Genomic DNA, 22,484 nt, shown 5'->3' with positions numbered 1-22,484 from the left:
TAAATCTATTGATGAGAGCGCGGTTTTTCGTTTTACCGTTGGCGCGGAATTAGCCCGCGCGACTATGGTTCGCGGGCGGCGTCGATGGCTTCGAGCATCTCGATATAATTCGCCGGTAGCTGCCAATGTCGAGCGCCTTGAAGAATCAGCCTCTTGTATTCGGCATTGGGCAGCGGCACTTGGGTTTCGACTGCCGCGACGTAGACCAGAACGTCGATCGCTGGTTGCTTCCCGCCGCTGGGCTCGACGGACAGAATCTCGCGCCGGTAGCCATCTTCAAAGCTATCCATGACGATCAAATCGGCGTCGCTGACATCGTAGACCGCACCCCACACCTCTTTGCCGGGCGCCGGGAAAACATTGGCGGTGCCGCAATCGCGCAAGCGAGAATGGCGCGTGATGCCGAATTGATAGCCGGCCAAACGGGCAGCGCAGACGAAACGCGACGACGGGCAGCGCCGCTGCATTTGCGACCAATCCAAGTTCGAGCCATAAGCGAAGTAATACATTGAGCTAGTTCCTTCCAACGCACCGGCATAGTAAGGAAATGTGACGCGGGTCTCAAGCGTTTGAGATGCCATTTCTGGTTCGTAGGATGCGCGTTGTAGCGATGGCAATCTGCAACCGTCGAAGTAAAAAGCTAAAGTTTCAACTATCTAGAAATCCCCCGGAGATTGAATGAAGCTTATTAGGAACTTAACAAAGGTTTCAGCGGTTTTGATTGTTTTAACGATGCCTGCCAGCGCGCGCGCCGGTGAGGCTACGGCGCAGTTGAAGCGGACCATCGATGAGTTCGTTGCGATCTTGGTCAATACTTCAGTCGAGGAATTGCAGGCCACCGGACTGCCGCAAAAGGCGCTCAAACTGATCTACGGCCGCTTCGATTTTTCCGAGATGACCAAGCGCTCGCTGGGCAAGCATTGGAACCTGCTGGCGCAGCCCGAGCAAACGGAATTTGTCGAAGCTTACACCAACCGCTTGCTTTATGCCTATGGCCGCACGGTGCGCGCATCGGGGGATGAGAAAATCGAGTTCAAGGGCGAGACCGGCGACGATAAGTTCGCCAACGTCGAGACCAAAGTCGTCAGCGGCAACGGCGAAGAGCTGCCCATCGATTATCATCTGCTGGTCAGCGACGGCCAGTGGCGAGTTTACGACATGGTGATCGATCAGATCAGCATCGTCAAAAATTACCGCGCCCAGTTCGAGCGCGTGATCGCTAAAACCTCGATCAAAGAGCTGCTACAACGGATGAAAAAGATCGAGTCGTAAGCCGATTACTTCTGCACGAAACTCCAATCGAAAGCTTTGCCCGCGTCTGGAGCGGCGTCGAGTTTGAACTCGGCGCGGATTTCCTCCATGGCGATCTGCAATCCTTGGGCGCTCGCCGCGCCGCTGCTCGACCAGCTCGACACCGCCATCTCATAACTGCCTTCCGCTAAAGCTTGATCGAGATCGGTCCATTTCATGATCGCGCGGATGGTCTCCTGCTTGTTGCTCTTGGCGTACTGAATGCCGTGCAGCGTGGCGCGCACCAGTCGTTGTATTTCGTCCGGCTGCTTTTGAATTTTTTCCAGTCTCGTGCCCAGTCCCGCCAAGGGCGACGGAATCAAGTCGCCGACAAAGAGAATCTTGCGAAAGCCCTTGCGCTCCAACATGACATTGTAGGGCGCTTCAATTAGTGCGGCGTCGATGGCGCCGGCTTCCATGGCGGCGATGCGGTTCATGCCGCCGCCGAGCGCGATGATCTTCACGTCTTGGTTGGGAATTAATTTAAATCGCCGTAAGAGCGCGCGGGCATAGGTGTCGGTGCTAGCGCCGAAGGACGAGATGCCGAGCAGCTTGCCTTTCAATTCATCCACGGAAGTTATTCCCGGCCGGCTGATCAGCGCGAACAGCGGCTTGTCGGCGATGGTCATGACCACGCGCAGCGGCACGCCACGAAACGCCGCGCGGATGGTCGATCCCAGCGCCGTGGTGTAGCCGACATCGCCGGCGATCAATGCCTGCATGGCGATCTGCGGTTTCATGATCACATAGTCTATGTCGAGTCCTTCGGCTCGGTAAAAACCTTTTTCGCGGGTCAGATGAATGGGAAACCACGACAGCGATTTTGACGGGGCGGAGATGTGGATCTTGTTCGATTGCGCTGCGACCGGTAGGGCGAAAAGCAGCAGGAGTATTAATTGAAGGGCTCGTGGCATCATGCTTGGCAACATAAACGAATCGTTACCATCCTTACAAGCATGCGGTTGACGCGCTCGGCCACATTAGATAACTCTTCGGACTATGAAATTAAAAATCACTTTGGCCCTCGGTTCCTACGATCGTCACGCGCCGCTGCTCGAAGGGTGCATCCAGCACCCGGATGTCGACATCGAATACATCGAGTGCGACCCGCAGCAGGGGCGCCATGAGCGCTTTCTCCAGCATTTCGAATTCGACGCGGCGGAGCTATCGTTCTCGTCCTACTGCATCGCCATCGATCAAGGCATGCCGGTGCACGCGGTGCCGATCTTTCCGCGCCGGCTGTTTAGCCAGTCGCAGATGTATAAGAACGTCAACTGCGGTATCGCCATGCCGCGCGATTTAACCGGCAAGCGCATCGGTTTGAGCGGTTATCAAAATACTTTGGGCGTGCGCGCCAAAGGCGATCTGACCCATTTCTACGGCGTCGATCGTTCGTCGGTGACTTGGGTCACGCCGGGCAAGGAAGTCGTCGACGTCGCATTGCCCGCTGATTTAAAAATCGAAACCCGCGCCGGTATGGCCGAGATCGAGCAAGAGTTTGTCGACGGCAAGATTCAAGCGATGTTCGTGTCGCGGCTACCGAAACCTTTCCGCGACGGCAACAAAAACCTCGCCCGCTTGTTCGCCGATCCGCAGGCGGAAGAAGAGCGCTATTTGCGCGAAGAAGGTTATTTCCCGATCATGCACGTGCTGGCGTACAAAAAAGAGCTGGCGCAAGAAAATCCATCGCTGCCGCGCGCGCTTTTCGATATCTTCGAACAGGCCCGCGCGCGTGCCACCCAGCGGTGGGTCGATCCCAACTGGTCGATGGTGATGTGGGGCAGGGGCGAGTTAGAGCGGCAGAATCAGTTATGCAGCTTCGATCCGTGGAAGAATGGACTTGAAGCGAACCGCAAAAACATCGAACGCTTTGCTTTGTACAGCCACGAGCAGGGATTGACCAAGCGGCGGCTGACGCCGGAAGAATTGTTCGTGGCGATCGACTAGTGGCGTGTAACACTTGAATCGCGTTACCCGTTCATGGTTCGACAAGCTCACCACGAACGGAATTCCTAAGACCGTTCGCCCTGAGCTAAGTCGAAGGGTTCCGAATATTCGATCGCTAAACTGGTGTTACAGTCCACTAGCTTCGTTTCGAGATTCGGGTTTCGTGTTGTTGGGTAGTTGCGGCCGCTTCGCTAGTAAAACCAAAAACGCCGAAGTGAATAACGCACAGGAAAAGATCGAGAACGAGAGATTGTAATTGCCGGTGCGGTCATGAAGAAAGCCGAAAAAGGGCGCGCCGCTGGCGGCGAATAGGTGGGAGAATAACAACGACAGGCCGCGCACGGTGCCCAGCGAGTTCCGCCCGAAAAAGTTGGCCCAGATTACCTCGCGCAGTACGAAACTTCCCGCCAGGCCGGTGCCGTAGAGAAAAAATCCCAGGTAGGTAAGTTGAATGTGCGCGCTGGTGATCGCGGTGATCAGTCCCACGCCTTGAATTACAAATTGCACGCAGGAAACTTTTCGGATGTCGAACTTGTCGGCGAGCATCCCCCACACTAGCGTCGAGCCCAGTTGGGTCAAGGCGATGGTGCTCATGAACGATGCGGCGACAAGCGGGCTGTAGCCGATGTCGGTGATGTAGGAGAAGATGTGCAAGTTCAAACCGGCGATGCCGACGCTGGCGATGCCGAAGGTCACGACTAAAACCCAAAACGTCGGCAGGCGAAGCGCTTGGGCGCGGGTCCACGTCGCTCCGTCGATTGCATCCCGCTGTGCGGTTGCCGATTTCTGCGCGGTGGATTCGTTTGCCGACTGAGTGGGTGATTCGCCATCGGGGCGCAGCCCCATGTCTTCCGGCTTGCGGCGCACCCAGATGAGCGCCGGCGCGACCACTAAAAGCGGCGCGACGACGCCGAAGATCGCCCAGGTGTGGCGCCAGCCGACGAGCACGAACAAGGAGGCGGCGGCGATCGGGATGCTCAGCTTGGCAACGCCGGTGCCGAGATTGGCGATGCCCATGGCGCGGCCGCGCTTGCGCACGAACCATTGGGCGATGGTGACGTTGATGACTAGCGAGCCCAACAGCGCTTCGCCGGCGATCACCAGCGAACAGCGCACCAACGCGAACTGCCAAAAGCTTTGCACCAAACTGGAAAGCAGCAATCCCGCGCCTTCCATCAGTACGCCGAGGACGAGCACGCCGCGCCCGCCATGACGATCGATCCACGGACCCAACAGCGGCACGATCAACGCGGCGATGCCGATCTCGAAAGTACGAATCAGTGAAAACGTGCCGCGCGTGACGCCAAGCTCTTCGGTAATCGGCTTGAGAAATATGCTCAGCGTGCTGGAAAAAGCAAAGGTGCCGGCGATGTTGACCAGAATGCCGACGGCGACTATGTACCAGCCGTAGAAGAAACGCGGCGTTTCAATGGCGTCGTTAGTGCTCGGAGAGGAATACATGGAATCGATAGTTATCCACTCTTACGTTAGGGACCTTGCAAATGCCACATGACGGCCATAAATGTGGCTGAGCAAATCGTTGTTCACTGCTTTTGGGAGTTAGATAATGCTGATTCTATCCAACGAAGACATCGAAAAGATTCTCCCAGTCGGCGCGTGCCTCGACGTGCTCGAAGAAGCTTACCGCGATCTCGGCAACGGCATGGCCGCCACGGTGCCGCGCTACGATGTTTTTAGTCCGACCAAACCCAATGAGTTTTACGAGTACAAAACCATGAGCGGGGTGTTGCCCAATCGCGGCATCGCCGCGCTGCGGCTCAACTCCAGCGTGGTGAAATGGTACGAGAAAGCCGGCGGCGTGCGCAAAGATAAATTGCCGGTGGCGGGCGGCGACCGGTACGTCGGGTTGATCATGCTGTTTAGCACGGAGACCGGCGAGCCGCTGGCGATTTTTCCCGACGGCTATGTGCAGAAACTGCGCGTCGCCGGCGCCAGCGCGATCGCGGCGCGCTATCTGGCGCGGAAGAATTCTCGCACGATGGCGTTACTCGGCTCGGGCTGGCAGGCGAGCGCGCATCTGGTCGCCCTGTCGATGGTCCGCGATTTGAAAACCGTCAAAGTTTTCAGCCCGACGCCGGAGTCGCGGCGCAAGTTCGTCGAAGAGTGGCGCGGCAAGGTTTCGTTGGATTTGCTCGAAGCGGGCAGCGCGGCGGAGGCGATTAAGGACGCCGACATGGTGATCTGCACGACCAATTCGATCTCCGCGCTCTTTCCCGGCGAACTTTTGCAGCCGGGCATGCATGTGTCGTGCGTCAAGCCGTGCGAGCTCGACGCGCTGACTTATAAGAGATCCGATCCATTGATCATTCACTGGCACGAAGCCAAGCCGTTTCAGATCGTTATCGGCGTCGATCCCCAGTCGATCCCGGACATCGCCGAGGGCTGGCATCATCCGCTCACGCGCGAGGACACGGCGATCTGGGACTTGCCGACAATTTCTCAATTGGTCAACGGCAAACATCCGGGGCGAACCAAAGACGATGCGATCAGTTGCTTCTGCAACAACGTTGGTTTGGGCTTGCAGTTCGCCGCGGTCGGCAGCGAAGTTTTGGCGCGGGCGCGCGAGGCGCGAGTGGGGCGGGAGATTCCGACGGATTGGTTTCTTGAGGATGTGCATCCGTGAAAATAGTTTTTAGTTGTTAGTGTTTAGTTTTGAGTTGATGAAATGAAAACCTTTTTGCTGTTGGTGGTTTCGGTTTTACTTTGGCCGTCGGTGGTGATCGGCCAGATTCGACTCAAAGTCGCGTATCCGACCACCGTCGGTTCGATTGCGGTGATTTGGGTCGCCAAAGAGGCCAAGCTATTTGACAAACAGGGGCTCGATGTCGAACTGATTTACATCGCCGGCAGTTCGCGCGTGGTGCAGGCGATGTTGGCGAAAGACATTCCGATTTCCGAGATCGCGATTCCCGCGGTGATTCAGGCCAATCTCGCCGGCGCCGATCTGGTGATGCTTGCCGGTCCCAATCACAAACCTGGTCAGAAAATCATGGTCAAGCCGGAGATCAAGCGGCGCGAAGATTTAAAGGGAAAGAAGATCGGCATCACGCGCTTCGGCACTTCGGACGATTTTCTCCTGCGCTACGTGCTGGGACAGTGGGGGCTGCAACCGGATCGCGACGTGGCGATGATCCAAATGGGCGGTTCACCGGAGATCCTCGCCGGCATGGCTTCCCACGGCGTCGATGGCGGCATGCTGTCATCGCCTTTGCATCTGCAAGCTCTGAAGTTTGGTTACAACCTGCTCGCCGACCTGAGCAACATCGGCATCGATTACCAAGGCGCCGGCGTCGTTACGTCTCGGACTTACATGCGCGAAGCACCGGACACCGTGCGCCGCTACCTGCGCGCTTATGTGGAAGCGCTTCATCGCTTCAAGACCGACAAAAACTTCGCCATGAAAGTGATCGGCAAATATTCGCGTATCGCGGATCAGGAAGCGCTGGAAGAAACCTACCAGCACTACGCGGTGAAAGTCATGCCGCGGGTTCCCTATCCGACGATAAAAGGCATTCAACTCGTCCTCGACGAGATCGGTTTGCGCACGCCGAAGGCGAAAAGTATGGCGCCGGAACATTTTATCGATGTTAGTTATTTGAAAGATCTAGACCAGAGCGGCTTCATCAAAAAACTTTATGGCGAATAATTCTCCGAGGTGACCGATGTACGGCTGGCGCGGAACTGTTGGTTTAGTCAAACCTACTTTTAGACCCGGTCCATTGGAAGCTTTCATTCGCTTGCTGCCCGACGGCGTCTGCGCGGTGCCGCGTTACGTCGGCATTCGCGGCGGCACGGAGCAGGAATTTCAAGATGCCTTGGCGATTGCCGATCAGCGCGTTGGCGAGCTCGCCGCGCTCAAAGTCGATTTGGTTTTGCTCCAAGGCGCACCGCCGTTCATGTTGCTCGGCCCAGAGTTTGACCGCGAAAACTCGCGCAAGCTGCAAGAGAAACATGGCGTCGCGGTCAAGAGCGCGACGATGATTCAGCTCGATGCGTTGACAGCGCTTGGCGCACGAAGCCTTGTCGGCCTGACCTACCTTCAAGACGATCTCAATCCGAAGTTCGCCGAGTTTTTCGAGCAAGCCGGCTTTCCGGTCAAGGCGATGAAAGGGATCAACGTGCCGTTTGGCGACGTCGGCAAAGTTCCCGTCGAAGTGATTTACGCCGAGGCGAAGAAATTATTTCAAAAATCCGGCGGCGCCGAGTGTTTGTACTTGCTCGGCGCCGGCTGGGATTGTTTGAAGGCGATCGCGCCACTGGAACGCGACTTAAACACCACCGTGCTGACCAACGTGCCGGCCGATATTTGGGCCACGCTTAAGTTTCTCGCCGTCCGCGAACCGATCAAAGGGCTCGGCCGGTTGCTCGAAGAATTGCCGTGAAGGGTGCGCACGATGTCAGCACGCTGAAACAGGGAGGCTAAAAATGGCGAATCCATCGATCGCCGAAAAAACCCAAAGGCCGCGCTTCGCATTCCTGCATCACATCAGTTTGGCTTGCCGCGATCTCGAAGAGTCGAAGCGATTTTACATCGAAGTTTTGGGCGGCGAGTTGGTTCATGACGTCACCGGCTTCTCGGAAGTGAAGATCGCCGACATCATCGTCGGCATGTCGGAGCAGCCGAGCGGCTGGACCGAGCGCGAAGCCGAGTATCCGCACTACGGATTCAACGTCGTCGACAAAAATTTCGAGCTGGCGCAAAGTTGGCTGACCGCGTGCGGCGTGCCGATCCATGGTTGGACGCGCAATTTCCGCACCGCGTTACTTTATTTCCGCGACCCGTCGGGAAATCTTATCGAGTTTTATTGCGAGGAGGGATACGACGGCATCAAAGGATTAGCTTTGGGCCCGCGTCAGGGCGGGCAACCGATTCCCTTCGCCGGGCTCAATCACGTTTGGCAGGGCGGCGTGCCCGCTGACAACTCACAGCGGCCGCGCATTGAAAGCCTCGCGCATCTGAGCGTGCCGTGCCGCGACATCGCCCAGAGCAAGAAGTTTTTCATCGAAGTGATGGGCGGCGAGCCGCTTGCGACCAGTGATCCCGCGACGTTCACCGAAGTCCGCGTCGCCGGCGCGATCGTCGGCCTGTCGACCCGCAGCGGCGTGCCGACCGGCCGCGATGCCGAGTATCCGCACTATGCTTTCTATGCCGACGCCGAAAACTTCTTGCCGATGATCGACTGGTTGAAGACCAACGGCGTGGTCACGCCCGGCCCGTGGACCCGCGATGGCAAGAAAGGTCTGATGTACTTTCGCGACCCCAGCGGCAATTTATTTGAAATCTATTGCGGTAAAGATTTGCCCGATGCCGCGAGCTTCCCGCGCGGCGCGAAGCAGGGTGGCAGCTACGTTACCGATTACGCGAGTTTGGTTTATGAGTGGCGGGGGTGAGTTTTTAGGGCTGCAAGCCAATCAATGCTAGACTCTAGCAATGCGGGTAGAACCTGAGAGGTTGTTTGAATTCTTGTGTCTCTCCTTTCATTCGCTTATTAGTGTGAGAAATGAAAGAAATTTTCGCTGCAGCAACCGTCGGATCTCGTAAATTAGGTCGGGTGCTGTTCATCGTTCACCTCATAATTTCTTGGTGGATCATTATTGGTGTCGGTACAAGTCACAGGGATGCGCAGTGGCAATTGGTATGGATTTGTTTATTACCATTTGATTTCCCCTTTTCTCTGTTGGTGCTATTTGCGGGCCACCTCTTTCCCGATTGGAGAATTTTTGTTGGGCTGCCATCTCCGTTAAATGATTTTCACAGTTTTATTGTTCCTATGGTTGTTCACGGGATTATAGCACCGCTTTGGTATCTAATACTTCCTGTCTTCGTTGACGGTTTAATGACCTTAAGGTCGGGGAGACGTAGAGCCCTTTAACAACCCGATAGTTTTCGCGGAGCCGCATGTCGTGTGTTCATTCAACTCAATCGATTTGACCGTATGTTCAAAGAACTCCCGTAGTGACTTCTCGCAGTATGAATCTGAATCGCAATTTATTTTTTAACCAATTATTTTGTTGACAGCTCTGCACCACTTTTCGTAAAGTAGTATCCAGCAGGGAAAGGAGGTGGTCCAGACATGATTGATTATTTATGTACTGACTGTGAGGTGGCTGAGACTTAGGCTCTAGGCGGACTTCTTGATGGGGTTCCGGCCTAGAGCCTGGTAAACCCCCTCAGACCACCTAGTGGGCCCGCTTCAACGGTCGCGCAAGCTTCCGATTGAAGCGGGCCTTCTTTTTTTTGGGTAGTGTGGGTTGTCGGAAAAGAGTATTCACCACGGAGGCACGGAGATCACAGAGTTCGGAGTATTTCGTGATCTAAGATTCTTTACTCGGCGTCCTCAGCGGCTCCGCGGTGACACTTCCGATTCCCCATTTTTCTAATAAACCGAGAGCGACGGTAGCCGCTTTTCTAGCTTGGTTATCGTTGCTTTTTGCCGCTTCATTCAAAGCGCGCAAAAAATCTTCCGACGGCGCGCCGAAACTCGCCAGCGTCACGGCGGCGGCGTTGCGGACTTTTATATCTTCATCGTTCAAATAACTATCGAGCAACGCCTGGCGCACGCGTTTGTTCTCATCACGACGAGTTTTTAAACTGGTTGTTGCGGCGACGCGGACCGTCGCGTCGGTGTCGGACAGCAAGTCGACGATGGCTTGCAGACTGGCGGCGTCATTCAATTCCAAATCGCGCAAGCAGTAGACCGCCATTCTTCGTTGATTGGCCGTGCCGTTGCGGCACAGGTCGATTAGCAAACTAAAAACCGACCCTTCACGCTTGGCGATTTTCACCAATAGTAAGGAGTTCGCCCAGCGGATGTCGGGCTCGGGATGATCTAAGGTTTGCAGCAATGTGCGAATTGCGACGCCGGACGGTTTCGGCAAATGTCCTAAGACGTAAGCCACCGGCCAGTAATTTCTATGATCGGGTTCGCTGAGTCGCTGGTCGAGAATTGCTCTCACTGCTTCTGAATTGGCGGCGAGAACAATCAGTTCGTCGACCGCGGCGCGCAGGGTTGGTTTGTCGGGATGATCTAAGTCGGCGATGAGCGCGGCGAGGCGATCGGGTTCCATTCTAGCAGGTTCCTGAAAAACTCTTTCGGAGTCCTTCGACAGGCTCAGGACGAACGGAGATTGGTTTCGTAATGATTGAAGTAAATCCGTTCATGCCGAGTTCGTCGAAGCATGCTCCATGTTTTTCAGCACCCTGCGAGAACGACTTAGATTTCGAGAAACTGCGGGCAGTTGGTTAGGTTGCGATTGCCTTTGGCGGTCACCACGACCACGTCTTCGAGTCGCACGCCGCCCACGCCGATATAGTAAAGCCCAGGTTCGACGGTGACGACGTGGCCGGTTTTTAAGATCGCGTCGATGGGCGCGATGCGCGGCGGCTCGTGGATGTCCAAGCCCAGACCATGGCCGGTGCCGTGAAAGAAGCCTTGCATGCGGCCGTTGATTCTACCCGTCGGAAAGCCGCGGGCGGCGAACATGTCTAATATATTTTGATGCACGTCCTTGCCATTGACGCCGTCGCGGATTTGCCGGTAGCCGATTTCTTGTCCGGCTTGGACGGTGGCGTAAATCGCTTTCAACTTTTCCGAAGCCCTGCCGCGCACCAACGTGCGGCTCAGGTCGCCGAAATAACCATTGTGCTGCGAGCGCGGAAAGATGTCGAAGATGATCGACGTGTTGGCTTTCACCGGTCCGCTGCCTTCGTTGTGCGGATCGACGCACTGATTGCCAGATGAAATAATCGTGTGGCTCGGCAGCCAGCCCTGGGCCATGATCGTCGTGTTGACCGCGGTCTTGAGCATCTCCGATGTCAAGCGCGTGCCGTTGAGATAGAGATATCCGTCTTTTTTGGTGGTCGTGCGCTTGAGCATGCGGATGCCGGCTTCGAGGCCGAGCTTGGCGATGCGCAACGATTCGGTGATCTGCTTTACTTCCAGATTATTCTTAGTTTCGCGATTGGGCCAGAACGGATCGCGTTTCACTTGCACGCTAAAGCCTTTGGCGCGCAACTGATCGGCGATCAGCACCGAAAAGTTCGCCGGCACGATCAGCGCGCGGATGCCGCGTTCGCGAAACAGCAGATCCAGTATTTCGATAATGCCCGGCGCTTTGCCGAGCTTGCGCAGTTTGCGTTGATAGAGCGACAGCGACAGCACGCGATCGGCCTTGGCCTGTTTCTTGGCGCGGTCGATCTCCAAGTCGCTCATGACGATATGTTTGATTTTCTTGTGCTGGAAAAAAATAAACGGATCGGGCACGAAAAAGCCGGCGGCGTAGAGCATGTTGGCGTCGCCTTCGCTGGCGGCGTAGAGCAAGATCGCTTGGGTCGGTTTGAGATCGAGTTTCGGCGCCGCGGCTGGCTTAGTCATCGTTTGTTTGCTTGCTTTGATTTCAAACATCGCTGGCCCTTGGAGAAAATTAGATTTTTGCTCTGAAGAATTTTCACGCTAACAATTCCACTGGCGAACTGCAAGGCGATTTCTGCGCTGTAAAAGCAGCGGATTCGGTTGACACACTAGCGACTTTTGTTATGATCGCCACACTCGCTCACGGAATGGCGGCGATTTCGCCGCTAAGGAAATTCTCTTCATGACCACGACCAACAATCTCGACAAACTCAGCGAACTCAATCAGAAAGCCGAAGCGGGCGGCGGCGCGGAACGCGCCCGCAAGCAACATGAGCAGGGAAAACTTTTGGCCCGCGAGCGGCTCGACATTTTGCTCGACAGCGGCAGTTTCGTCGAGATCGACCGTTTGCGCACCCATCACAGCACCGACTTCGGTCTCGACAAACAAAAATTTATCGGCGACGCGGTGGTGACCGGTTTCGGCGCCATCGACGGCCGTTTGGTTTACGTTTACTCCCAAGACTTCACCGTGTTCGGCGGCAGCTTGAGCCGCGTCGTCGCGGATAAAATTTGTAAAGTGCTCGACATGGCGATGAAGGCCGGCGCGCCGGTCATCGGCATCAACGATTCGGGCGGCGCGCGCATTCAAGAGGGCGTCGACAGTTTGTCGGGCTACGGCGATATTTTTCAGCGCAACGTGATGGCGTCGGGCGTGGTGCCGCAAATCACCGCGATCATGGGGCCCTGCGCCGGCGGCGCCGTTTATTCGCCGGCGATCACCGATTTCATCTTCATGATCAAGACCAACAGCTACATGTTCATCACCGGTCCGGAAGTGATCAAGACCGTGACCCATGAAGACGTGACCAAAGAAGCGCTAGGCGGCGCGGAAACCCACGCGGGCAAGAGCGGCGTGGCGCACTTCATCGCCAACACGGAAAAAGAATGTTTGCTGATGATTCGCGAATTGATCGGCTTCCTGCCGAGCAACAACCAAGAAGATCCGCCGTTTCGCCCGACCAGCGACGATCCCCTGCGGCGCGATAAGCATTTGAAAGATTTGATTCCCGACAATCCGCATCGGCCCTACGACATGAAGGAACTGATCAGCGCGGTGGTCGATGAAGGTTACTTCTACGAAGTGCAGCATGCATTTGCCCTCAACATTCTGATCGGCTTCGCCCATCTTGGCGGCCGGAGCGTCGGCATCGTCGCCAATCAGCCGGCCAATTTGGCGGGCTGTTTGGACATCAATGCGTCGGTGAAAGCGGCGCGCTTCATTCGCTTCTGCGACTGCTTCAACATTCCCATCGTCACGTTTGTCGACGTGCCGGGTTTTCTTCCCGGCACCGAGCAGGAATATCACGGCATCATCCGTCACGGCGCCAAGCTGCTTTACGCCTACGCCGAAGCGACGGTGCCGAAAGTGACCATCGTTACGCGCAAGGCCTACGGCGGCGGCTACATCGTGATGGCGAGCAAACATTTGCGCGGCGACGTCAACCTGGCCTATCCCACCGCTGAGATCGCGGTCATGGGTCCGGAGGGCGCGATTAACATCGTCTTTCGCGACGCGATTCAAAAAGCCGCCGATCCGGCCAAGGCGCGCGACGAAATGGTCAACAACTATCGCGAAACCTTTGCCAACCCGTTCAAGGCGGCGGAGTCGGGTTATATCGATGCGATCATTTATCCCGAAGAGACGCGCCCGACTTTGATCCGCGCCTTGGAAATGTTGAAGAACAAGCAAGATTATAATCCACCCAAGAAGCATGGGAATATTCCACTCTGAAGAAGGCAATAGGCACCAGGCATTAGGCAATAGTCGGAATTCATCCGACGGTTGCGGTTTTACTGTTGCCTATTGGCTATTGCCTGCTGCCATCCCCAATGTTTAAACGCATCCTGATCGCCAACCGCAGTGAGATCGCCGTGCGCATCGCGCGCGCATGCCGGGAGCTCGACATCGAGACCGTGGCGGTTTATTCCGAAGCGGACCGCGAATCGCTGCATGTCAAATATTGCGACTACGCCTATCCCATCGGGCCGGCGCCGTCGGCGCAGAGTTATCTGGTCATCGACCGGATCATCGACGTGTGCAAAAAAAGCGGCGCCGAAGCGGTCCATCCGGGCTACGGATTTCTCGCCGAGAACGCGGCCTTCGCCCAGCGCTGCAAAGACGAAGGCATCGTCTTCATTGGGCCGCCGCCCGACGTCATCGACAAAATGGGCGATAAAGTAAAAGCGCGCCAGATCATGAAAGCCGCCGGCGTGCCGGTGGTGCCCGGTTCGGACGGCATTCTCACTTCCGAGCAAGAAGTTTTAGAAACCATGGAGTCGATCGGTTATCCGTGCATGCTCAAAGCGGTGGCCGGCGGCGGCGGCAAGGGGTTGCGTTTGGTGCGCTCGCGCCGCGAACTGTCGTCCGCCTATCGCGCGGTCGGCTCCGAAGCGTCGTCGTCGTTTGGCGACGCCCGTTTGTACGTCGAAAAATTTATTGAAAAGCCGCGCCATGTCGAGATGCAGATTCTCGCCGACAAGTACGGCCGGGTGATCCATCTTTACGATCGCGAGTGTTCGATCCAGCGGCGCCATCAGAAAGTCATCGAAGAGTCGCCGGCGCCGGGATTGGAAGACCGCACGCGCCGGCGCTTGGGGCGCATCGCCATCCAGGGTGCGCGCGCGGTGGGTTACGTCGGGGCTGGAACGCTGGAGTTTCTCCTCGACCAAGAGCAAAATTTTTATTTTCTCGAAATGAACACGCGCTTGCAGGTCGAGCACGCGGTCACCGAGCGGGTGGTCGGCATCGATTTGGTCAAAGCCCAGATCGAAGTGGCCGCCGGCGGTTACTTGCCGTGGCGCCAGCGCCATATCACCCAAACCGGCCATGCCATCGAGTGCCGGATTTACGCTGAAGATCCTGAGCGCGACTTCATGCCCTGTCCGGGCAAAATCGAAGGGCTGCGTTTGCCGGAAGGTTTAGGCTTGCGCAACGACAACGGGGTTTACGAAGGCGCCGAGGTGTCGATCTATTACGATCCGATGATCGCCAAACTGATCGCCTGGGGCGAGAACCGCATCGAAGCGATCCTGCGCATGCGCCGGGCGCTGCGCGAGTATCAGGTGCGCGGCATCAAAACCAATATTTCGTTTCATCAATGGATACTGCGCCATCCGCGCTTCATGTCGGGCAACATCAACACCGGCTTCATCGACGAAGAGTACCACGGCTCGGCCAACGAAGAAGTGCTGCCGCACAAAGAGATCGCCTTGGCTTCAGCCGCCATCGCCGCGCTGCATGGCGAACATGAGCGGACTTTGGGCTTGCTCGCCAAGGGCGCCGCGGAACCGTCGAAGTGGCGTGAGCAAGGTAAGCGCAGCGGCTTGCGCCGCAACGCGTCGCGCGGCGGGTGGGGGCGATCGTAACGTGATCGTGTTCGTGGGCGTGCGACAACAAGTCGGCTAATTTACTTATGGCATTCATCGGCAAACTGGGCGAGCAAAGTTATTCCGTCGAGATCGAGGAGACCGGCAAGTCGGTTTATCGGGTCTCGGTGGACGGCAATGAATTTCTCGTCGACGGTAAAAAGACCGGCCGCACCAACTATTCGCTGATCGTCGACAACCGCTCCTTCGAAATCGAAGTCGATAACACCGACGACGAGTATCGCGTCTTGGTCGACGGCCGCAGTTATCACATCAATTTAGTCGACGAGCGCCGTTTGCGAGTCGGCGGCAGCCAGGCCGCGTCGCAGCTGCAAGGCCGGCAGAAAGTCTCGGTGCCCATGCCCGGCAAAGTTATCGCCGTGCTGGTCGGTGAAGGCGATCAAGTGGAAAAGGGCCAGGGGTTGGTGATCGTCGAAGCGATGAAGATGGAAAACGAAGTGCATAGCCCGATCGCCGGCGAGATTAAAGAGATCAAAGTCAAAGCCGGCGACACGGTGGAGGGCGGCACGGTGTTGGTGATCGTCGAATAATTTGCCCGCGGCGATTTAATTTTGCCGGGAATTTGTTGTCAGTTCTCTTCATTAATGTTATAGCATCGAACCATGATTCCGAAGAAATGTTTTTTTACCAAAGGTGTCGGCATCCACAAGGAAAAGTTGGCGTCCTTCGAGTTGGCGTTGCGGCAAGCGGGACTGGCTTATTGCAACTTAGTGTTGGTGTCGAGCATCTTTCCACCTTATTGCAAGCGGCTGTCAAAGGAAGAGGGCACTAAACTTCTCCGTCCCGGCGAAGTGGTCTTCAGCGTCTATGACCGCGAGAGCACCAACGAGCCCAACCGCTTGGTCGCCGCGTCGGTGGGCGTGGCGATTCCCTCCGACGAAAGCCAGTACGGTTATCTCTCCGAGCACCATTCCTTCGGCGAGACCGACGAGAAAGCCGGCGATTACGCCGAAGATCTCGCCGCCAGCATGTTGGCGACGACCTTGGGCATCGAGTTCAATCCCGACACCGCGTGGGACGAGCGCGAGCAGCTTTTCAAAATGTCCGAAAAAATCGTTCGCACCTCCAACATCACCCAATCCGCCATCGGCAACAAGGACGGTCTATGGACCACGGTGTTCGCCGCCTGCGCTTTTATCAACGACGATAATTAAGCGCGATTAAATTTTAAATCGAGCCGGTCCTGTGCGAAAGGGGCCGGCTTTTTTTTGCTCCGGATTCTACAATTGAAAGTGCGCTGTGCGGCAAGGGGCAAGCCCTGCGCAGTGAAGCCAATGGGGCTCTGCCTCTAAGCGCTCCATGAACGATGGTGCAAGCTGCTGGTTCTGTAGTGAGTCGATCATTTCGCGCTTCGCTTGAAATTGGGCTTTGTCAATTCACGGCTCGGTGGCTTCACTGCTCCGGGCTTGCCCCTTGCCGGTGATACTTGATTGTTGAATTCGGAATTATTCCGCGGCGCGTTGGCGCCGGTTCATCTGAAAGCGCGCGGCGTAGGCCACGGCGATGCTGAGCAAGTAGAGCAGGCTCAGCGGTATGATAAAAAGTATTTGTGAAATTAAATCCGGCGGCGTCAAGATTGCCGCGAGCAGGGCGATGAGGATGACCGCGTAGCGGACGTGGCGAATTAAAAACCGGTGGTCGATCAGTCCGACCCGGGCGAGAAAGAACGCCAACACCGGCAGTTCGAACATGACGCCGAAGGCGAGTACCATTCGCGACACGAGAGACAGGTAGTCGCCCACTTGCAGCATCGGCTGGATGTGGATCGCTTCGTAGCGGTGCAGTAGGAAGCCCAAACTCTGTTGAATGACGATCTGGTAGCAAAACGCCGCGCCGCTGAAAAAGAACAGCGAGCCGACGATCACGAAGCTCCGGCTGTGGCGTTTTTCATGTTCGTAGAGTCCGGGGGCGACGAATTGCCAGAGCTGCCAGAGCAAGACCGGTGAGGTGACGATCAGTGCGGCGATGAAAGCGATTTTCATTTTGGTGAAAAACGCTTCGGTGACCGCGGTGCCGATCAACATCAACCCTTGAACTTGAATCCGCCGCAGCGGCGCGGCTAGGATCGCGAATAGGTTGTCGACGTAGGCGTAGCAGACAAAAAACGCCGCGCCGACGGCGACGGTGCTCTTGACCAGACGGTTGCGCAGCTCGGCCAGATGCGAGGTGAAGGGCATCTGGACATCGCCCGCTTGCCCGCTTGCTGGATCGCTGGTCACTTTTTTTCTGGGTTTTGGAGCGCTGGATCGACGGCGGCAACTTCCACCGGCTTTTCTGGCGGGTTGGTTGGAGTCGTAGGATTGGCCGCATTCGCCGGATCCAACGACGGGTCGTCGCTGAGCATGGCGGCGGTGGCCGGGTCTTCGACTTCATGCTCGATCTTGCGAAATTCATCTTTGAGATCATCGGTGGCACGGCGAAATTCCGCCAGACCTTTGCCCAAAGTCTTGGCGAGCTCCGGCAGCTTCTTCGGTCCGAGCACGATCAGTGCTAGGCCCAAGATCAAAATCAATTCCGACATGCCGATACCAAACATAAAATTAACCTAAGCGATTTCATCCGCCTTCGCAAGTTTGGCTTGGCGCTTTGCAGGGTTGGCGCGTAGGTGTTAGGCTCGACGCATGGCAAAAACTGCCGTTGTTGTCGATCGGGAATATCTCAAACACCAACCGGGGGATGGTCATCCCGAACGGCCGGAGCGGGTCAAAGTGCTGCTCGATTTGGCGGCGGAATTGGAACCGGCGAAATTTCAGTTGCTGACGCCCAATCCGGCGCGGCGCGCCGACATCGAAGCGACCCACGGCGCCGACTTTGTCCGGCTGATCGAAGCCACCGCGCAACACAACCATTACGCTCTCGACGGCGATACGATTACCTGCCGCGATTCCTTCGGCGTTGCGCTGTTGGCGGTGGGCGGCTTTTTGGGTTTGCTCGATGCCATCGCCGCAAAGGAAGCGCAAAACGGTTTCGCCCTCGTCCGGCCGCCGGGCCATCACGCGCTGCGTCAGCGGGCGATGGGTTTTTGTCTGTTCAACACCATGGCGATCGGCGCCGAATATTTGCGCCGAACCCACGGCGCCAAGCGCGTCATGATCGTCGATTGGGACGTGCATCATGGCAACGGCACTCAGGACGCTTTTTACAGCGATCCGTCGGTGCTGTTTCTTTCCACCCATCAGTATCCTTATTATCCCGGCAGCGGCGCGGTGAATGAAGTTGGCGTGGGCGCAGGCGCAGGCTTCACCATTAACATTCCGCTTCCCGCCGGCTGCGCCGATCGAGAATATTTACAGGTGTTTCAAGACATCGTCGCGCCCGCCGTGGAGCGCTTCGCGCCGGATTGGATCTTGGTTTCCGCCGGCTTCGATCCGCATCGCGACGATCCCCTCGGCGGCATGGGCGTTAGCGAAGAAGGTTTCGCGGCGATGGCCGAGCGGTTGGTGGCGCTGGCGCAAAAACTCGCCGGCGGGCGCATCGCATTTTTGCTCGAAGGCGGTTACGACTTGGGAGCGCTAAAAAATTCCGTGGCGGCGGTGTTGGGTGCGATGTCAGAGCCGTCGCCGGCTGCGCCTGGACATTTGAAATTGGCCGACAGCCGCATTGAGCCGCTGCTGCGCCGCATTCGTCAAACCCATGAGCAATATAATAACTTGCAGTCCTATTGACGGTCCAAGAACTCTCATTTATCTTTAAACGACAAAATTCATTACAGATTGGTTACGAACGTGAGCACAACTGAACCACGCAGAGTGGTGGTGACCGGCGTCGGGCTGGTTACGCCATTAGGTACGGGCGTCGAGAAAAATTGGCAGGCTTTGATGGCCGGCCGCTCGGGCATCCGAAAAATTACCCATTTCGCCGCCGAGGCGTTCGCCTCGCGCATCGCCGGCGAAGTCGCCGACTTCAACGCGGAAGATTACATCGAGACCAAAGAGATCAAAAAAATGGATCGCTTCATTCAGTTCGCCTTGGGCGCCACCGTCCAAGCGATGGATGACAGCGGCCTCAAGATCGAAGGCGAGTTCGCCGAGAACGTCGGCGTCATCATCGGCGTCGGCATGAACGGTCTCGACACCCTCGAAGTCACCAAAGAAGCTTTGATGGCCGGTGGGCCGCGGAAAATTTCGCCGTTCTTCATTCCCAAAGTGATTTCCAATCTCGTGCCCGGCCATGTGGCGATTCGCTACGGCGCCAAGGGCGTCAACTTTACGCCGACCTCGGCCTGCGCGTCGGGAACCCACGCGATCGGCGAGTCCTACCGCATGATTCGTTACGGTTTGCAGGACGCGGTGATCGCCGGCGGCGCGGAAGCGGCGATCACGCCGCTCGGCGTCGGTGGATTCGCCGCCATGAAAGCGCTGTCGACGCGCAACGACGAGCCCGAGCGCGCTAGCCGGCCCTTCGATAATGAGCGCGATGGTTTCGTCATCGGCGAGGGCTCGGGAATTTTAATTCTCGAAGAGCGCGAGCATGCGCTTGCGCGCGGCGCGAAGATTTACGCCGAGGTGATCGGTTACGGCGCCAACGGCGACGCTCATCACATGACCGCGCCGGCGCCGGAAGGCGAGGGTGCGGCGCGCTGCATGCGCTTGGCGCTCAAAGACGCCGGCCTGGCGCCCAGCGATGTCGATTACATCAACGCTCATGGCACTTCGACCGCTTACAACGATGCCAACGAGACCACCGCGATCAAGACGGTGTTCGGCGAGGCGGCGGCCAAGTTGGCGGTGAGTTCGACCAAATCGATGACCGGTCATTTACTCGGCGCGGCGGGCGCCGTCGAAGGCGTTTATTCCGCTTTGGCGCTGCATCACGGCATGTTGCCGCCGACGATCAATTACGAAAACCCCGACCCGGTGTGCGATCTCGATTATGTTCCCAATCACGCGCGCCAGGCGGCGATCAAAGTCGCGTTGTCCAATTCCTTCGGCTTCGGCGGCACCAATGCTTGCGTGATTTTCCGGAGGGCTGAATGAGCGGAGCACAACGCCGCAGTGTCATTCTCGGCACCGGCTCGGAGCTGCCGGCGAAAATCGTCACCAACCATGACTTGGGAAAAATGGTTGAAACTAGCGACGAGTGGATCACCGTGCGCACCGGCATCAAAGAGCGGCGCGTGCTCGAAGCCGGCAAGGGCAACGCCGAGATGGCGTTTCACGCCGCTAAACGCGCCATCGAAGATGCTGGTCTGGAGCCTAAAGACATCGACGCGATCATCATGGGTACGGTGTCGGCGGATTATCCGATGCCGAGTTCGGCCTGCGTGCTCGAAGACTTGCTCGGCGCGCGCAACGCTTTTTCTTTCGACGTCGGCGCCGCCTGCGCGGGATTTCTCAACGCCTTGGCGGTGGGCGATTTGTTCGTGCGCAGCGGCAAGGCCAACCATGCTTTGATCGTCGGCGCCGACACGCTCAGCCGTTTTCTCAACTGGGAAGACCGCGGCACCTGCATCTTGTTCGGCGACGGCGCCGGCGCGGTGGTGCTGGGCGCGTCGGAGAACGGTTCCGGTATTCTCAGCACGAAACTGCGCACGGACGGTTCTTACGCCAAGACGCTTTACGTGCCGGCGGGCGGGTCGCTCAAGCCGGCGAGTCTGCAAACCGTGCAGGCCAACGAGCACACGATCTCGATGAACGGCAAAGAGGTTTTCAAAATCGCCGTGCGCTCCATGGAAGAGATCAGCCGTCAAGCTTTAGCCGAGGCCGGCGTTGCCATCGAGCAAGTCTCGCTGGTCGTGCCCCATCAAGCCAACAAAAGAATCATCGTCGCCTTGGCCGAACGGTTGGGCGTGCCGATGGAAAAAGTCATGGTCAATCTAGAAAAGTACGGCAACACTTCGGCGGCGTCGATTCCGGTGGCCCTCGATGAAGCGCGCCGCCAAGGGCGCATCAAAGCCGGCGATATCGTGTTGTTAAACGCCTTCGGCGCCGGCTTCGCCTGGGGCGCGGCGGTGGTGAAGTTTTAGTTATCGCTTACTTCGCGCGTGGTGCGTTCGCGTAGTTCATTCAACTTCTCACTGAAGGTAACGGGATAGCGCGCCGGATTACGTAGCGCTTTCACACTTTCCGGCAGCGCGGCGAATTCCTCGGCAAAAAGCTTTCGACTTTCCGCCAACGATGGATAATTGTTGACCGGCTCGCCGCCACGCACAAATTCTTGCAATAACTTTTCCGCCGATAACTCTTCATCCCTTGTGCCAATGACATCGCCGGCGAATTTATTTGCGCCCTCGCGTGAACGATAGATTTGCTTTGGCCCAGGCCAGGACGCTTTGCCGGTGCTGAGTTTTAGCGTCGCCCGCTCTTCGTAGGCCACCAATTTGTACGACATGTCGCTCCATGGCGCGTCGGCCGAGGTGCCCATTTTGGTGCCGACGCCGTAGCTGTCGAAGGGCGTATCGGCGGCGCTCAGCTCGGCCAAGTCATATTCATCCAGGCCGCCGCTACCGATTATTTTTACTTCCGGCAGATTCGCTGCGTCAAAAATTTTCCGCACGATGCGCGCTTGTTCAGCGAGATCGCCGCTGTCGATGCGCACGCCGATCAATTTCTCGCCGCGGCTGGCCATCTCTTTGGCGACGATCACTGCATTCTGCGCGCCGACGGCGCTGTCGTAAGTGTCGATCAGCAGCACCGCGTTGTTGGGAAACGCCGCGACGTAGGAACGAAAGGCATCGACCTCGTGTTCGAAGCTCATGATAAAGGAATGCGCCATGGTGCCGACCAGCGGAATCCCATATTGCTGGCCGGCGCGCACGTTGCTGGTACCGGCGAAGCCGGCGAGAAAACTCGCGCGCGCGACTTTCATGCCGGCGTCGCTGCCGTGGGCGCGGCGCAGTGCGAAGTCGGCCAGCGGCCGGCGGGCGGCGGCGTGGACGCAGCGCGCCGCTTTGGTCGCGATCAAAGTTTGCAGGTGCATTTGATTGATAACGAAGGTCTCGACCAACTGCGCTTCGACGATCGGCGCGGTGATTTCAACGATCGGTTCGTCAGCGAAAAAAATCCGCCCTTCGGGTATCGCCCACAGATCGCCGGTGAATTTCAAGCTGCTCAGATAATGCAAATATTCCGCGCTGAAAAATTTCTGCGCGGCCAAGTAGTCGAGGGCTTCGGCATCGAATGACAAAGCTTGCAGGTAGTCGATTACGTCCTTGAGTCCGGCTGAGACGAAATAGCCGCGGTTGAGCGGGTAAGAGCGAATGAACAGACTAAAGGTCGCTCGCCCGAGCCGCCCTTCGCGAAAGTACGCCTGACCCATGGTGAGTTGATAAAGATCGGTGAGTAGTGTGAAGTTTTCTGCCAGTGCCATGGATCGCTCCGATGTCCGCAACTGTATTGAAAAGCGGCCAATCAGTAAAGCCGCGGGATGGCGCTGCGGTTGATTTATCCGGGAGGTTTTGTTAAGAAAATCACTATTACCGACGCG

At 57.0% G+C, this 22,484-nt stretch carries 22 protein-coding genes; 14 read left to right on the top strand and 8 right to left on the bottom strand.

What is annotated here, in order from left to right; translation table 11 throughout:
- Window positions 1-62 precede the first annotated feature (62 nt).
- Window positions 63-581 carry a gamma-glutamylcyclotransferase gene (locus tag EXR70_06170; protein MSP38058.1) on the bottom strand — a complete coding sequence of 173 codons (519 nt, stop codon included), beginning with the start codon at window positions 579-581 and terminating at the stop codon, window positions 63-65.
- 97 nt (window positions 582-678) lie between these two features.
- Between EXR70_06170 and EXR70_06165 the strand changes: the two genes are divergently transcribed.
- Entirely contained in the window at window positions 679-1,272 is a 594-nt protein-coding gene (locus EXR70_06165; GenBank protein ID MSP38057.1) for an ABC transporter substrate-binding protein, read from the top strand.
- Window positions 1,273-1,277: 5 nt separating this feature from the next.
- Here EXR70_06165 and EXR70_06160 read toward each other — a convergent pair whose 3' ends face one another.
- Complete coding sequence (locus EXR70_06160) at window positions 1,278-2,219, bottom strand: hypothetical protein (protein MSP38056.1); 942 nt, start codon at window positions 2,217-2,219, stop codon at window positions 1,278-1,280.
- A gap of 70 nt (window positions 2,220-2,289) precedes the next feature.
- Between EXR70_06160 and EXR70_06155 the strand changes: the two genes are divergently transcribed.
- Window positions 2,290-3,237: a hypothetical protein gene (locus tag EXR70_06155; protein ID MSP38055.1), complete on the top strand. Its 948-nt coding sequence runs from the start codon at window positions 2,290-2,292 to the stop codon at window positions 3,235-3,237.
- 126 nt (window positions 3,238-3,363) lie between these two features.
- Here EXR70_06155 and EXR70_06150 read toward each other — a convergent pair whose 3' ends face one another.
- Window positions 3,364-4,698, bottom strand: coding sequence for an MFS transporter (locus tag EXR70_06150; protein MSP38054.1), 1,335 nt, complete (start codon window positions 4,696-4,698; stop codon window positions 3,364-3,366).
- 106 nt (window positions 4,699-4,804) lie between these two features.
- On the opposite strand from EXR70_06150, the gene EXR70_06145 reads away from it, so the two are divergent.
- From EXR70_06145 to EXR70_06125, 5 genes are all read left to right on the top strand, one after another.
- On the top strand, window positions 4,805-5,881 hold the full coding sequence (locus EXR70_06145) for an ornithine cyclodeaminase family protein (GenBank protein MSP38053.1): 1,077 nt from the start codon (window positions 4,805-4,807) through the stop codon (window positions 5,879-5,881).
- Window positions 5,882-5,923: 42 nt separating this feature from the next.
- Entirely contained in the window at window positions 5,924-6,904 is a 981-nt protein-coding gene (locus EXR70_06140; GenBank protein ID MSP38052.1) for a hypothetical protein, read from the top strand.
- Window positions 6,905-6,920: 16 nt separating this feature from the next.
- A complete protein-coding gene (locus tag EXR70_06135) occupies window positions 6,921-7,640 on the top strand; it encodes a hypothetical protein (protein MSP38051.1) in 720 nt (239 codons plus the stop codon).
- 43 nt (window positions 7,641-7,683) lie between these two features.
- Window positions 7,684-8,649: a VOC family protein gene (locus EXR70_06130; GenBank protein MSP38050.1), complete on the top strand. Its 966-nt coding sequence runs from the start codon at window positions 7,684-7,686 to the stop codon at window positions 8,647-8,649.
- 110 nt (window positions 8,650-8,759) lie between these two features.
- A complete protein-coding gene (locus tag EXR70_06125; protein ID MSP38049.1) occupies window positions 8,760-9,131 on the top strand; it encodes a hypothetical protein in 372 nt (123 codons plus the stop codon).
- A 442-nt stretch (window positions 9,132-9,573) separates the two neighbouring features.
- Here EXR70_06125 and EXR70_06120 read toward each other — a convergent pair whose 3' ends face one another.
- Both EXR70_06120 and EXR70_06115 read right to left on the bottom strand, forming a co-directional pair.
- Window positions 9,574-10,326: a hypothetical protein gene (locus EXR70_06120; protein MSP38048.1), complete on the bottom strand. Its 753-nt coding sequence runs from the start codon at window positions 10,324-10,326 to the stop codon at window positions 9,574-9,576.
- Window positions 10,327-10,472: 146 nt separating this feature from the next.
- Window positions 10,473-11,663 carry an aminopeptidase P family protein gene (locus EXR70_06115; protein MSP38047.1) on the bottom strand — a complete coding sequence of 397 codons (1,191 nt, stop codon included), beginning with the start codon at window positions 11,661-11,663 and terminating at the stop codon, window positions 10,473-10,475.
- A 190-nt stretch (window positions 11,664-11,853) separates the two neighbouring features.
- On the opposite strand from EXR70_06115, the gene EXR70_06110 reads away from it, so the two are divergent.
- The 4 genes from EXR70_06110 to EXR70_06095 all read left to right on the top strand — a co-directional run bounded on the left by EXR70_06110 (window position 11,854) and on the right by EXR70_06095 (window position 16,213).
- On the top strand, window positions 11,854-13,404 hold the full coding sequence (locus tag EXR70_06110) for a methylmalonyl-CoA carboxyltransferase (GenBank protein MSP38046.1): 1,551 nt from the start codon (window positions 11,854-11,856) through the stop codon (window positions 13,402-13,404).
- A 98-nt stretch (window positions 13,405-13,502) separates the two neighbouring features.
- Window positions 13,503-15,038, top strand: coding sequence for an acetyl-CoA carboxylase biotin carboxylase subunit (gene accC / locus EXR70_06105; protein ID MSP38045.1), 1,536 nt, complete (start codon window positions 13,503-13,505; stop codon window positions 15,036-15,038).
- Between the two features lie 47 nt (window positions 15,039-15,085).
- A complete protein-coding gene (locus tag EXR70_06100; GenBank protein ID MSP38044.1) occupies window positions 15,086-15,589 on the top strand; it encodes a biotin/lipoyl-binding protein in 504 nt (167 codons plus the stop codon).
- Between the two features lie 72 nt (window positions 15,590-15,661).
- A complete protein-coding gene (locus EXR70_06095) occupies window positions 15,662-16,213 on the top strand; it encodes an arginine decarboxylase, pyruvoyl-dependent (GenBank protein ID MSP38043.1) in 552 nt (183 codons plus the stop codon).
- A 291-nt stretch (window positions 16,214-16,504) separates the two neighbouring features.
- Here the strand turns inward: EXR70_06095 and tatC are convergent, their stop codons facing one another.
- Both tatC and EXR70_06085 read right to left on the bottom strand, forming a co-directional pair.
- A complete protein-coding gene (gene tatC, locus EXR70_06090) occupies window positions 16,505-17,236 on the bottom strand; it encodes a twin-arginine translocase subunit TatC (GenBank protein ID MSP38042.1) in 732 nt (243 codons plus the stop codon).
- 38 nt (window positions 17,237-17,274) lie between these two features.
- Window positions 17,275-17,595, bottom strand: coding sequence for a twin-arginine translocase TatA/TatE family subunit (locus EXR70_06085; GenBank protein MSP38041.1), 321 nt, complete (start codon window positions 17,593-17,595; stop codon window positions 17,275-17,277).
- An 85-nt stretch (window positions 17,596-17,680) separates the two neighbouring features.
- Here EXR70_06085 and EXR70_06080 point away from each other — a divergent pair, with 85 nt between their 5' ends.
- The 3 genes from EXR70_06080 to EXR70_06070 are packed head-to-tail and all read left to right on the top strand — an operon-like array spanning window position 17,681 to window position 21,024.
- Window positions 17,681-18,724, top strand: coding sequence for a histone deacetylase (locus tag EXR70_06080; protein MSP38040.1), 1,044 nt, complete (start codon window positions 17,681-17,683; stop codon window positions 18,722-18,724).
- Window positions 18,725-18,784: 60 nt separating this feature from the next.
- Window positions 18,785-20,035, top strand: coding sequence for a beta-ketoacyl-[acyl-carrier-protein] synthase II (gene fabF, locus EXR70_06075; protein ID MSP38039.1), 1,251 nt, complete (start codon window positions 18,785-18,787; stop codon window positions 20,033-20,035).
- Entirely contained in the window at window positions 20,032-21,024 is a 993-nt protein-coding gene (locus EXR70_06070; GenBank protein MSP38038.1) for a ketoacyl-ACP synthase III, read from the top strand. The genes fabF and EXR70_06070 overlap by 4 nt, the downstream gene beginning before the upstream one ends.
- On the opposite strand, the gene EXR70_06065 is transcribed toward EXR70_06070, so the two are convergent.
- Window positions 21,021-22,367: a nicotinate phosphoribosyltransferase gene (locus tag EXR70_06065; protein ID MSP38037.1), complete on the bottom strand. Its 1,347-nt coding sequence runs from the start codon at window positions 22,365-22,367 to the stop codon at window positions 21,021-21,023. The two genes, EXR70_06070 and EXR70_06065, sit on opposite strands and share 4 nt — an antisense overlap.
- Between the last annotated feature and the right edge of the window lie 117 nt (window positions 22,368-22,484).

Source organism: Deltaproteobacteria bacterium, assembly GCA_009692615.1.
Classification (GTDB): domain Bacteria; phylum Desulfobacterota; class Binatia; order UBA9968; family UBA9968; genus DP-20.
Note: the sequence above shows the minus strand (reverse complement) of the source record. Positions and strands in the feature narration are given on the sequence as shown.